This is a genomic window from Thermosporothrix sp. COM3 (assembly GCF_059696735.1).
Genome location: NZ_AP019376.1, coordinates 6,030,321 through 6,042,789, shown reverse-complemented (window position 1 = coordinate 6,042,789; position 12,469 = coordinate 6,030,321). Strand labels below are relative to the sequence as shown.

Below are 12,469 nucleotides of genomic sequence, written 5' to 3'. Positions count from 1 at the left end.
ACGCATCTCAAACGCGTAGCTGTTCCTGCACATCGGCCAGCGAGATAGCCTCTGTAGCATCCTGCAAGGCGACCTTACCGCCTTTCAACAGGACAATCCGTTCGCTTAACTGAAGCGCTCGTTCAAGTTGATGCGTGGTAAAGATTGCGCCACCTCCCTGCTCAATATGCTCCTGTACCAGCACATCAATCAACTGCTGTCCCTCCTGATCCAGCCCGGTATCAGGTTCATCAAGCAAGAGCAGCCGGGGAGCATGTAAGAGGGCCCGTGCCCAGGCCACCCGCTGGATCATCCCACGCGAGAAGGTCGCGACCCGGTCGTGCATACGCCGAGCCAGTCCGAGCCGCTCTAACAGGGCCCGTCCGCGGGCATCTGCCTGCGCGACATCATAAAGCCGTCCAAAGAACGTCAGGTTCTCTAACGCGGTCAGTTCCTCATAGAGATAGGCTTGATGCCCGACAAAACCAACCAGCCGCCGAATCTGTTGGGCATCACGCACGCTATCCAGCCCGGCAACCGTTACCGTGCCACCGCCCGGGCGTGTCAGGCAAGCAAGGATCCGTAGCAGCGTGGTTTTGCCCGCCCCATTCGCGCCCAAAAGTGCCAGCCGTTCCCCGGGACCAAGCATCAGGTCAACGCCTCGCAGCACTGGCTTCAGACCAAAACTCTTGCGCAACCTTCGTATTTCAACAAGAGCGCTCATCAGCGCCGTGCCCCCTCTGTCTTTTTGTCGAGCAAGGAACGCAACTGCGCCTTGAGCCGGGCTCGTTGCTCCTCATACTGCTTCTTTTTGAGCTTGCCTTTCTCAAATTCCCTGTCGAGTTTCAGCAAGGCGGTCAGTAATTCCTGCTCGCGTTCATCATCTTCTGGCTGCTTCTCCTGCCGCTTCTGAGATGCGGCCTTTTTATCTGCGTTACGCGTTGCCTTTCTGGCAGCCTCACGCCGCGAGCGATACACAATCCAGGTCAGCAGGATAATCACCAGCATCAACGCGATAATCACGATAAGCCAGATCGTTGACGAGTCTAGCTGAGTTCCCTGCGCGTTCTGTGAAGCAGTGCTCGGAGCCTGCGTATTCACGACGGGCAGCCCTTCCAGGCGCACCTTGACCGACTTCTCTTTCGTCAGTGCCTGTGCCTTAAAGACGTTGTAGGGATGTTCTTCAACCGTTACCACGCCATCAGAGGCGACATCCTGCGAACCCGCCGTTGTATGGAGATCCGTTGGCACCATAAAGGAGACCTGCACCGTTGGGTAGATCGCATGATATGTCAGGTCCAGTGTGTCGCCTGTATAGGGTACATCATACGACAGCGAGAACTCATTGTCACCCGGCAGCACAGCCGCATCGGTTGCGAAGCCCTGATCGGACTGAATAGAACGATAGCCAGCGAATCCCTTCACCAGCGAGATATTCGTTGCGCCCTGCGGCAGCGAGAAGAAAAGCGCGTTGGGGCGGCCCTTTGAGGCATCAAGCGAGCCCACAAAAGCTTTTGTGTTCAGATTTTTGAAGGCCACAATCTCGGAGACACGCACCATCCCCGTCTTTTCATCCACCGACTTCACCAGCAGCGTCGTCTGGACAATCGCCACTTTTGATGCGTCCGAACTGGCCTCATAGACAGTGAGGTTGACCTGTTGCTCCGGCTTCGTGCCAAGTGAGACCGGCTCAGTATAATAGTGAGCGTTCTGGTAGCGGATATAGACGGCATAGCTGATCGCTTTGTCAGTATCGAGCCCGGAGAACGAGAAGCGTCCGTTGGGGTCAGTAATTGCGGTCGTCACATCCTGCGAAGAGCCATTCTGCGCCTTCTGCAATGTCACCGTCTGCCCGGCAAGCGGCGCGTTCTTGTTTGAACCGTCAAGCAACTGCCCATAAATACGCCCTGTGGTTTGGGCGAACGCCGAAGAGAGCGGAGCCAGAGCGGCCAGCACGCCAACAAGCAGCAGCAGAATCAGAAAACTGCTTCCTTTCAGCAAGCACTTATTCATCATCTGCCACCTCTTTCTTGCTCTTTGCTTCTATTTTTTTCATCTGCTCTAACTGTTCCTCGATCAATGCATCCAGCTCTTTTTCACGCTCGTATCGTGTCTTAAAGGCAGTCAGGGCGCGGCGCATATAGCGTTCACGCAGCGTACGATAATCTGGCTCGACAATATTTCCCAGTTGATAATCAAGCTCAACCTCACGCAGCGCAGCTCGGGCTGCCTCATCTTGCTCCACAACAGGCTCTGGCTCCGAAGAGACAGCCACCTGGGGCGCAGCCGTCCGCTGAAACAACGGATAGAGCACAAATACCAGGGCCAGAATGCCCAGAACAAGCGCTATTACAATTGCCATACTACTTCGCCTCCATTCCAGAGGCTTTCCCCTGTTTTTTGCTTTGTGCAGGCGAGCGAAACAGGATATCCTCTTCCGCCAGTTCCTCTTCTAGCAAGGAGCGATACGGTTCCAGCTCCTCGCTGACCGGCTGTTCATTACCCCCTGTTGTCTCTCGTGCCACCGCCCGCCAATCACGCAGAGTCGCAAACACCAGCGCGAGTCCACCAAGCAGCAAGGCCAGCGGAACCAGCCATGCAAGCAGCGAGAAGCCCTGCCACTGGGGTGCCCAGACAATGTCACTGCCATAGTGCTCCTGAAAATACGTCAGGACTTCCTGCTCGGATTTTCCGGCAGCCAGTTGCTCGCGAACGGTTGCCCGCATCTGCCGCGCCAGATCAGTGGTTGATTGCGCGATCGACTCTCCCTGACAAACAGGACATTTAATCTGCGATGACACGGCCTGTACACGCTCATCCAGCGTTTGGTTTGAGGCCGCTCGAAACCAGAGAAAGGACCAGACCGCCGCGATCAACACCAGCACCCCAGCGGTCAATAGCAACCAGCCACGCCCCTGACGCCGACTCACCTGCTTCATACAGCCACCTCCGCGCTTTGCTTCTCATCCTTCTCGGGAACACTCATCCGGCGCTGCGAGCGTACACGCGCCCCCTGTTGCGCCGCAGGCCACCAGCAGAGCAGCCCACCAAGTAGCATCAAACCACCACCATACCAGATAAGAGGGACCAACGGATTCATAAAGAGCCGCACACCAACTTTTGTCGGGCCATCCCAGTCATTCAAAAACACATATAGATCATTCAAGCCAAATGTCGTGATCTCAATCTTGCTGACTGGCTGGTCCATCTTATGGTAGACCTCGCGTCCGGGATAAATATACTTCAGTAGCTTCCCATCGCGCCAGATCTGGAACTGAGCCGTCACCACTGTTTTCCCGGTCTCTTCCTGCTGGAGATTGCCCAGAAAGACAAGCTGATAGCCAGCGATCTCGGTTTGTTGACCGACCTTCAGCGTCACATCATGCTGTATCTGGAAGAACTGAGAGGCAATCACCCCGATCGCCAGAAAGACCAGCCCCAGATGAACAATATATCCTCCGTAACGCTGCCGATAGCGCTTGAAGAGCATAAACACTGCGACCGGGTAAGACTCTCCATGCTTGTGACGAACACGCGCACCGCGCCAGAGTTCATAGAGGATCGCAGCCCCGGTAAATGCACAGATCGAGAAGGCAATATTTGCCAGCACGTTGGTAATACCACACAGGGGCAGGATGATCGCGCAGAGCGCCGCCAGCACGAGCGGTACACCGATATTACGCCAGATCACCGATGTTGAGGTACGACGCCAGGCCAGCAGTGGCCCCACACCCATCGCCAGGATCAGCAAAGCGAACAGCGGCCCGTTCACTCCATTGTAAAATGGAGGTCCCACAGTCATCATCTGCTTGTTTAGAGCTGAGGAGAGCAGCGGGAACAGCATACCCCAGAGCGTGGCAAAGGTAATGCCAAGCAGCAAAAAGTTATTGAGCAGAAACACCCCTTCACGCGAGACGATCGAGTCAAATTCCTGATCTGGGCGCAATCTGGGAAGACGGAAAAGAAAGAGTCCGGTTGAAAAGACAATCACGACAGCCAGAAAGACCAGGAAAAAGCCACCAATATCTGAATACGCAAACGAATGCACCGAACTAATCAGCCCGCTGCGAACCTCAAATGTACCAAAGATGGTCAGCGCAAAGGAGGCAATAACAAGGAATAAGTTCCAGACCTTCAGCATTCCCCGACGCTCCTGCACCATCGTGGAGTGAAGAAAAGCCGAAGAGGTCAGCCAGGGTAACAGGGCCGCGTTCTCCACCGGATCCCATCCCCAGTAGCCTCCCCAACCAAGCACGTGATAGGCCCACCAGGCTCCGACCAGCAAGCCCGCACTCTGAATAGCCCAGGATGCCAGCGTCCAGCGCCGAATAGCCCGCAACCACTCGCTATTGAGATGCCCGGAAATCATCGCGGCAACAGCGAAGGCGTAAGGCAGGGAGAAGCTCATGAATCCAAGCAACAGCAAGGGAGGATGCAACAACATGCCAGGGTCCAGCAACAGCGGATTCAACCCCACACCATCAGCCGGGATGGCAGTCAGCCGTACAAACGGGTTGGAGACCGTCAACAACATCAGGACCAGGAAAAGTTGAATGCCCATCAGTGTTGCGATTACATAGGGAACCAGCACGGCAGGCGCACGCTTGTAAGTCAGAACGAAGAGAGAGGTAAAAAGACCAAGCGAGAAAGACCAGAACAGTAATGATCCCTCTTGCCCACCGTAGAGCGCTGCCCAGACATAATACCAGGGCATACTTCGGCTGGAATGCTCTGTCACATACCGAACACCAAAGTCATGCGTAATAAAAGAGATCACCAGCGCCGCAGTTGCCAGCACCAGAAACGCTGCTACAACCAGCGCACCATGACGCGCACTACTGGTATACTGTGACCGTTTCTTCCATGCGCCAATCACAGCCAGAACCAGTGTCAGCACGGCAAAGAGTGCCGCCAGAATCAGCGATATAAAGCCAAGTTCAGAAAAATACACAGCGATCCTCGAAGAAGAAGTGCTACTTCACTACAGGGCTACGGCGTTGGAGTGCCAGTTTGAAATTTTGATGGGCATTTTGCCAGCAAGGTCTGTGCCTGAAAAGGGTCGCTTCCGGTATAATGTCCCTCAACAACGACCTGTACTCCGTCCTTAAAGATATCGGGGACAACACCGCTATACACAACCTGCAACGTCTGTCCGCCCTCAACGATAGTAAATCGAAGCGTGTTCGTCTTTTCATCTTTAACAATCGAGCCTGCCTGTACATTCCCGGAAACACGCACGGAACGTGTGTTGCAGCTTGTACACTGTCGGAGTTCCTTGACGGTTAAATAATAGGCAGCACTCGCCTGAGTATTGGCATACACAAGATAAATGACCGCTCCAAGAATGGCAAGACCCACAATAAGGAGCCCAACCGGAAAGCGTCTGGAGCGCCGAGGGATCGACTTTGTTTCTTCAATCGCGATAGCAGACGGCACGTTGTAACCTCCATCAGCGGGGTGCAATCGTTGCGATATAGAGAATATTCAACAACGCCCCCAGTATAAATACACCTATTCCAAGAGCGAGCATCAACTGCGGAGCCCTCTTCGAGAGGCGACTTGTTTGTTTTGCCAGTCGACGAACCTGGCTCTGACCCAGATAGATCACCAGAAGCAGCATCGCGGCAACCAGAACCAGCTTCAGACCCAGAACCAGGAAATAAGGCCAGCCAAGCGCTGTCATCGTCAGACGATCAAAAATCAGATACGCGCCACTGAGCAGCAGGACACCCGCACATATCTGTGTCATCTTGTGAAAGAGGGACGCGATCTGTGCAGCCACCCCTGGAGCGGGCCCACCGTTGCGCAACGCAGGCATAATCACGAACTGATACATCACGCAGCCCCCGACCCAGAGGGCAGCGGAGAGTACATGTGCGACACGCATACAAAGCTCAAGAGCCAGCACAGAACACCTCAACCCTCATCACAGGCCGAATTTCTTCAGCGCAATATCAAGCGTCTCTTCTGTGAATGGGCCATATCGTGCCAGCACATTGCCGTCGGCAGAGATAAAGAAGGTCTCGGGATAGCCCCGAATGCCGTAATCCTGCCCGACATTGCCATTGAGCGTATCCTGCACATTCTGATATGAAATACCGTATTTTTTGATAAACGCATGCGCTGCACTGGAATCTTCATACACATCAATGCCAAGCAAAACCACACCTTTTTGCTGCAACCGTTCCTGCCAGGCTTTTTGCAGGGCAGGCGCTTCCTGCTGACAGGGAGCACACCAGGAGCCCCAGAAATTCAAGATAACCATTTTACCCTTCAAATCGGACAGGCGTAGCTGCTTACCGTCAGCGAGAGATTGAAGGGTAAAATCAGGGGCAGCTTTGCCGATCAGCGGGCTGGGTATTGTCCCCTGTCCATCAGCAGCAGGCGATTTGGTCGCTGGAGTAAAAAGCTGTGTCGCCAGCAAAATGATCAACCCGATATTCACGGCAGTCACAATAGAGAAGACCAGAATATTGCGCTTGCGTGAACGCTGTTGTAATGCAGCAGGCTTATTGATAGGCTCCGCGGTATTCTCTTGCTGTAATTCGTCCCGAGTCGTTACGTGTTTTTCTCGTATTTCCATGCTTTTGACGATACCTCTAGACTCCTCACATCAGAAGCCCGAAACTCCCTTGCGGCTTTCTTGCTATATCAACGGGCAGCCGCGATAGCGCCTGAAAAACAGGTTCTCCTTTTGCCTCATGCTAACGAAAAAGGCTCCTTCTTTCTCAATCGGCACATGCACAGTCAGCCAGAAGGCAAAGAAAAGCCTTTTCTTCAAAGAAGAACTCAGTGTGATTATGGTGCTTTTGCCTGATAGGCAACTTGCAACAGGGGAAGCTGACCTTACAAAAACCTGAATAAAACAGTCAGACGAGGAGAGAGCCTAAGAGGGAAAGAAAGACCTCCTGCCCGGCCACGTGTTGGCTGTCAGGAAGTCTTCCTCGGAGAGATACAGGTTGCCTCAGAGAGCTGCTCTCTGGGGCGCAACCCGCGCTGGTGTGCCGCTGTACTTGTGTCTCCAGGGCATATTCTACAATTCATCCTATAACGCTTAGCGCTTCTTGCCATGTGCCTTCGCTTCAGCAGTTGCTCGGCTCACAAACTTGCAGAAGCGGCTTTCCTGTCCGCCAGAAGTGGTATCCTGATAGAGGAAGGCAAGTTGATTCTCATCAAACTTCTGGAAGAACTCATCCCAGCTAATTGGCTCAAGCTTCTCGTCACCTGTACCATATCCCGGAAAATCAATACGCAGCACGCCAGCCTGCCCGCCTGAGGTCGTCCCTTTTACCGTTGCGGGCTGGCCACCGCGGGCCTCAACCCACTTCTTAATTTCTGCATGATCTGTTGTGGTTCTGGATTCAGAAGACATATCTACCTCCTGGGGCTGTACTTACATCGAGATCACATTCTGGGTTTTCTGTGTTGCCTGTTCCCTCGACTCACAGAACAGCGTCACCATTGCGGAATTGAAGGCCGGTAAATCTTTCGGACTGCGACTTGTCACCCAGTTCTTATCGCGTACCATCTCCTTATCAACCCAGTTGCCACCAGCGTTCCTGATATCATCCTGAATGGTGTAGTAGCTGGTAAGTGTGCGTCCCTTGACACAGCCCGCCGAAACCAGGAGCCAGGGTGCATGACAAATCGCTGCGATCGGGCGTCCCGACTGATCAATCTTCCTCACAAATTCCTGTGCTTTCGGATTTACGCGCAAGGAGTCGGCGTTAAGAGCGCCACCGGGGAGCATTACCGCATCAAAATCGTCTGGATTGGCATTGTCCAGCAGGAGATCAACCGGGAAACGATCTGCCTTTTCATCATGATTCATTCCGGTGACCTGCCCGGCTTGTGGCGAAACCACAACCACCGAGGCCCCGGCCTGCTTTAATGCTTTGATTGGCTCTGTAAACTCCGCCTGCTCAAAATCGTCAGCTACAAGCACTGCAACACGCATACCATCAATTTTATGGTGAGTCATAAAAGAAACCTCCCTTCTGGCACTCTGGAAGAGTTTCGAGAATGATCTTGCTCTTACTATTCATCCTCGAAATGACACGAAGGGAGGGAGATAAAGGTTACAGCAACCCGAACGGGAGAATGAAACAGCGGCTTGCCGACCTCTCGCAGCCAGCAAACCAGAGGAGATGATCTGTCTTGATGCTTTCTTGCTACCCGAGCGTCATAGCGCCTCTGCAATGCGGGGCGCGGGCTTTACATCCAGGAGCCAGAGCAGGAGCGCCGCCAGCACGATCAGCACGCCGATCAACGCGACCAGATACTGCGCCAGCATACCTACAACGACCAGAAACAGGCCCGCAGCGGTCACCACCGGCCAGATGCTCGGTGTAGAATGTGTTGGATAGGCAGCCAGGAGCAGTTCTTCGGCGCGCTCTTCCGTTTCCGGGCTGCGGGCGGCCTGTGACAGCAACAACTGCCCGATCGCCTCATGCAGGACACGCGCATCAAATGGCTTAGGGAGGTAAATGGGCTGTATCTCGGCCGCACCGGCAGCGGGAAGCGCAGGCACCGAGATAGGAGCCTGTTGCACAATCGAATCATCCCAGGAAAGGACCACAAGGGGTAAATCTGCAAAGCGGGGATGACTGTAAATAGATTCCAGCGCCGAACTATCGGTCCGAATTCCACCGTCAACATCAAGAATCAGCAGATCAACGGTCCGGGCAACTGCCAGGGAAACAGCAGCGGGAAAAGAGACAGTGATAACATGATAGCCCTGATGCTGCAATCCAAGCGCGATCAGTCTGCCCATCGCGACATCAGGTTCAATCAAGAGGACGTTGGGTTTTTCCCCCTGTGTCTGACTCATGGAAGCTCCTCCAGGTAGCGAGTAAAATCAAGACGACCAAGCGTACTACCACTATAGAGGATAGCCAAACCACATAGACATCAACTTAACAAAATAGGGTAAACACCTTACAGGAACCTGAATAAAAACGCCTGCAATATCAGGTGTTTACCTGACATAACAGTCTGGCACCACAAGCCGGTACTCTTCAGCAGCACCAGTTGAGGGCCAAAAACAGAGCAATTTCAACTATCGCCAAGCAGAACGCTTAAAGCTTCATCAGCTTATACCCGACGTCAGGAACCGTGACGATATATCTGGGACGACGAGAATCAGCCTCAATCTTGCGCCGCAACCGACTGATATAGACCCAGATGAAGTCGACATCGCGGTTGTATTCTGGTCCCCAGACCTTCTCAAGCAAGAGCTCATGTGTCACAACGCGCCCGGCATTCTGCGCCAGCACGTTCAGCAGATTATATTCAGTGCGGCTCAACTGAACCGGCTTGCCACCCACTGTCACTTGATGCTGTGCGTGGTCAATTTCCAGCTCTCCTGTGCGGAAGATGGGCGAGCGAGCAGGCTTTTCCTCTCCCGCCGCGCGCCGCCGCAAAATGGCTCGCACCCGGGCCAGCAGCTCCTTCATACCAAAGGGTTTCATCACCACATCGTCACAGCCCAGATCGAATAGATAGACCCGTTCATCTTCGTCACTATCATCGTCGCAGAGCATGATGATCGGGATCTGCGAAAACTCGCGCAGCCGCTGCAACAATTCAACGCCGCTCATATCGGCCAGCCGAGAGGAGAGCAGAATAATATCAGGCTCGTCAAGATCAAGGTGGCGCAAGAACTGGATGCCATGATTGACCGTATGGACACGATATTGCTGCTCTTCCAGGTTCGCACGAAGATAGCGTGTCAAACGCTGATCGCTCTCGGCAAGCAGCACGTGGACGCGGCGGTCCTGGCGCAGAGGAGCGGTACGCGATGTTCCCAGCGTTAACGGTGCGGTGTCCTGAAGCGCGGGCAATGGCGCCGTCTGTTGCGCGGAAACGGTAATCTTTGGCGCGAATGGCAACGTAAAATAGAAGCTTGCACCCTCTCCCGGTCCCGGCGATTCGGCCCAGATTCTCCCTCCATGAGCCTGTACAGCCGCGCGAGCCGCCGCTAAACCAAGCCCGCTCCCGCTTGACTGCTCATCCCCATGAGGAACATGGTAGAAGCGATCAAAGATACGGTCAAGATGCTCCTGAGCAATGCCAATGCCCTCATCCAGAATGCCAATACGTGCCTCCACCTCGTTAATTTCCAGACGAACAGAGATCACTGAACCGGCAGGAGAATACGCAACTGCGTTGTTTAACAGGTGAGTCAGAATCTGTTCCACACGGAGCGGATCACACATCAGCATGGGGACATCAGGCATGATACTGAGCACAAAGCGATGGTTCGGAGAGTGCTTCTGCCAGCGGCGAATGAACTGATCCAGCAACTCGGCCAGATTGACCTGTGTCAGCCGGAGCGGCTGCGCTCCCGAGTCCAACCGCCAGACATCCAACAGCGTATTCAGCACTTCATACAGGCGATCTGACTGTGTATCGATCATCTGCAACATCTCACGCTGCATCGCAGGGTCCCAACGGGCCGAACTGCCAAGCAGGGTCGTCGCGCAGCCCTTGATAATTGCCAGCGGTGTTTTTAGCTCATGGGCGGCACGCGCTAAGGTCTCGCCCTGCGCCTCGGCAGCCGAGCGTTCCAGCGTGATATCATCAAAAAGCAGCCCGCGACCAAGCAGCATCCCACGATTATCATGAACCGGAAAACTCCGAATTCGTAACCAGCGAGCCGCTGCATCAGCCAGCGCCAGATCAGTACTATATTCCTGTTCAGGGTGCTGCCAGAGATTTTCCAGTTCGGAATGCGCCTGGCGTGGATCGGCAGCCAGCGCAAGCAGGTGGTCACGGACACTGAAGTCTTGAGGCGTAACCAGATCACGCTTGCTGATCTGCAACAACCGCAAGGCACTTGGATTTGAATAGATAACTCGCTGTTGATTAAGCAGCATAAAGCCGCTGGTCATGCTTGAGCAGACCTCAGCCAGAACATGATATTCGCGTGTAAAAGCAGCCGGGATCATAGAGTAATCAGAAAGCTGCCCCGTTGCAGCATAGAAATCTCTCGTCCACCAACTTTCGCTGGACATGCAGTAATACTCCGGTTCGTGGAATCACAGTTTCATCTCACTGAGTTGTACCTATTTTAGCAAAAAAAGTCAAACTTGACAGGATATTGGCACAACTCACACAGAGGAAAGAACATCAGTGTGCAAGAAGAGGGAGCAAAACGATAATAACCAGATGGAGAATCATAAAAAGGAAAAAACTTGCCGCGATAAAAAAGAACCAGCGCCTATCGCTGAGGTAGGCCTGTAGCTCGGTGGGATAGGCTTTCGGCCATCGTTCCGCGGCAACAATCCCCATAGCCACCCGCAAGCGCAGCGGTGACTTTACCGGAGAGCGGCGCATTTCCTCAAGCAGAGCCCGATAGCAATGTTTGCACAACAGCCATGACTGGCGCGGCTCTGGAGCCTCTTCCGCCTCAGTTACTTGAATGGGCTCAAACCAGATACGCTGGTCACAGACGGTACAGTGGATCGGCCCCCATTTCCTGGTTTTTGATGCCCGTGCATTATAGACAGCCGTTGAAGTTCCGGTCTTGTGTGTTGTCTCTTTCATCGAGAAAGGTCCTTCCCAGGGAACGACATACCTTTACATCGTCGTAAAATATTGAAGAGATCCATCCCTAGCAATAAAAATCTACCCTCCATCATTGTAACATATTTTAAACGGTATATCTTCCCTCTTCGTTACTTCATTCAAAAAAAAGAGAGAGAGCTTGACTGAAGAGGAAAAGAGAACCCGGCCCCCGGCAGGGAACCGAGCTCTCTTCTCACTGTTTTCTACTCAACCGGGATTAATGACCAGCAGGGATCATAAAGAGCGGCAGCAGATAGACGACACTGAAGACGACAACCCAGACGATGTCGACAAAGTGCCAGTACATTTCAGCCGCCTCGATCGCGAAGTGCTTCTTCGCTGTGAAGTCACCGCGAATAGAGCGGATCAGACAGATCAGCAGGAACAGCACCCCGATCGTCACGTGCAGACCGTGGAAGCCGGTCAGCGTAAAGAAGGCCGAACCGAACGCCTTCGTCTGCATCGTGAAGCCCTCACTATAGAGTTCTGAATATTCAAAGACCTGGAAACCCAGGAAGATAACGCCCAACAGAATGGTTCCGATCAGGCCCAGAATCAGGCCGTTTCGATTCCCCTTAAGAATAGACTTGCGAGCCCAAATTGCCGGGAAACTACTGGCAAGCAGAATAGCAGTGGCGATAATCGGTTTCTGCCAGGGCAAGTGTTCCCCATTGACCAGCCAGACGAACTGAGGATCGCCGAGCTGCAAGCCACGGACCTCAAGGTAGAGATACGCGGCAATCAGGTTGGCGAAGATCAGCGCCTCGGAGGCGATGAAGAAGATCATACCCCACCAGTTAACGTCATGACCTACTTCAGGATGCTCCTCAATAGACGCGACCTGCCCACCATGCACAACACTCATGATTAGAACTCCCTAACCAGATTATACAAAGTTTCGTTCGTGGTCTTCTCAGGAGAG

14 protein-coding genes are annotated in these 12,469 nt (G+C 53.5%); all 14 read right to left on the bottom strand.

Features of this window, described 5'->3' with window-relative positions; all coding sequences use genetic code 11:
- Positions 1 to 7 precede the first annotated feature (7 nt).
- The gene (ccmA, locus tag KTH_RS25935) at positions 8 to 703 is read right to left on the bottom strand and encodes a heme ABC exporter ATP-binding protein CcmA (protein ID WP_111325154.1); all 696 of its coding nucleotides are present in this window, start codon (positions 701 to 703) and stop codon (positions 8 to 10) included.
- On the bottom strand, positions 703 to 1,995 hold the full coding sequence (locus KTH_RS25930) for a carboxypeptidase-like regulatory domain-containing protein (RefSeq protein ID WP_111325155.1): 1,293 nt from the start codon (positions 1,993 to 1,995) through the stop codon (positions 703 to 705). Before KTH_RS25930 ends, ccmA begins: the two co-directional genes overlap by 1 nt.
- Positions 1,985 to 2,341: a hypothetical protein gene (locus KTH_RS25925; protein ID WP_111325156.1), complete on the bottom strand. Its 357-nt coding sequence runs from the start codon at positions 2,339 to 2,341 to the stop codon at positions 1,985 to 1,987. Before KTH_RS25925 ends, KTH_RS25930 begins: the two co-directional genes overlap by 11 nt.
- A gap of 1 nt (position 2,342) precedes the next feature.
- Positions 2,343 to 2,918 (bottom strand): cytochrome c-type biogenesis protein, encoded by a 576-nt coding sequence (locus KTH_RS25920; RefSeq protein ID WP_497621769.1) that lies wholly within the window; start codon positions 2,916 to 2,918, stop codon positions 2,343 to 2,345.
- Entirely contained in the window at positions 2,915 to 4,930 is a 2,016-nt protein-coding gene (locus KTH_RS25915; RefSeq protein ID WP_497621767.1) for a heme lyase CcmF/NrfE family subunit, read from the bottom strand. The genes KTH_RS25920 and KTH_RS25915 overlap by 4 nt, the downstream gene beginning before the upstream one ends.
- Positions 4,931 to 4,968: 38 nt before the next feature.
- Positions 4,969 to 5,415 (bottom strand): cytochrome c maturation protein CcmE, encoded by a 447-nt coding sequence (locus KTH_RS25910; protein WP_111325159.1) that lies wholly within the window; start codon positions 5,413 to 5,415, stop codon positions 4,969 to 4,971.
- Between the two features lie 13 nt (positions 5,416 to 5,428).
- Positions 5,429 to 5,887: a CopD family protein gene (locus tag KTH_RS25905; protein ID WP_111325160.1), complete on the bottom strand. Its 459-nt coding sequence runs from the start codon at positions 5,885 to 5,887 to the stop codon at positions 5,429 to 5,431.
- 18 nt (positions 5,888 to 5,905) lie between these two features.
- Positions 5,906 to 6,562 carry a TlpA family protein disulfide reductase gene (locus tag KTH_RS25900; protein WP_497621764.1) on the bottom strand — a complete coding sequence of 219 codons (657 nt, stop codon included), beginning with the start codon at positions 6,560 to 6,562 and terminating at the stop codon, positions 5,906 to 5,908.
- 471 nt (positions 6,563 to 7,033) lie between these two features.
- A complete protein-coding gene (locus tag KTH_RS25895; protein ID WP_111325162.1) occupies positions 7,034 to 7,351 on the bottom strand; it encodes a hypothetical protein in 318 nt (105 codons plus the stop codon).
- 21 nt (positions 7,352 to 7,372) lie between these two features.
- Positions 7,373 to 7,960, bottom strand: coding sequence for a type 1 glutamine amidotransferase domain-containing protein (locus KTH_RS25890; protein ID WP_111325163.1), 588 nt, complete (start codon positions 7,958 to 7,960; stop codon positions 7,373 to 7,375).
- A 201-nt stretch (positions 7,961 to 8,161) separates the two neighbouring features.
- Complete coding sequence (locus KTH_RS25885; protein ID WP_497621761.1) at positions 8,162 to 8,809, bottom strand: response regulator; 648 nt, start codon at positions 8,807 to 8,809, stop codon at positions 8,162 to 8,164.
- 247 nt (positions 8,810 to 9,056) lie between these two features.
- On the bottom strand, positions 9,057 to 10,994 hold the full coding sequence (locus tag KTH_RS25880; protein ID WP_111325165.1) for a winged helix-turn-helix domain-containing protein: 1,938 nt from the start codon (positions 10,992 to 10,994) through the stop codon (positions 9,057 to 9,059).
- A 115-nt stretch (positions 10,995 to 11,109) separates the two neighbouring features.
- Positions 11,110 to 11,526 (bottom strand): hypothetical protein, encoded by a 417-nt coding sequence (locus tag KTH_RS25875; RefSeq protein ID WP_497621759.1) that lies wholly within the window; start codon positions 11,524 to 11,526, stop codon positions 11,110 to 11,112.
- Between the two features lie 238 nt (positions 11,527 to 11,764).
- Positions 11,765 to 12,412 carry a cytochrome c oxidase subunit 3 gene (locus KTH_RS25870; protein WP_497621757.1) on the bottom strand — a complete coding sequence of 216 codons (648 nt, stop codon included), beginning with the start codon at positions 12,410 to 12,412 and terminating at the stop codon, positions 11,765 to 11,767.
- Between the last annotated feature and the right edge of the window lie 57 nt (positions 12,413 to 12,469).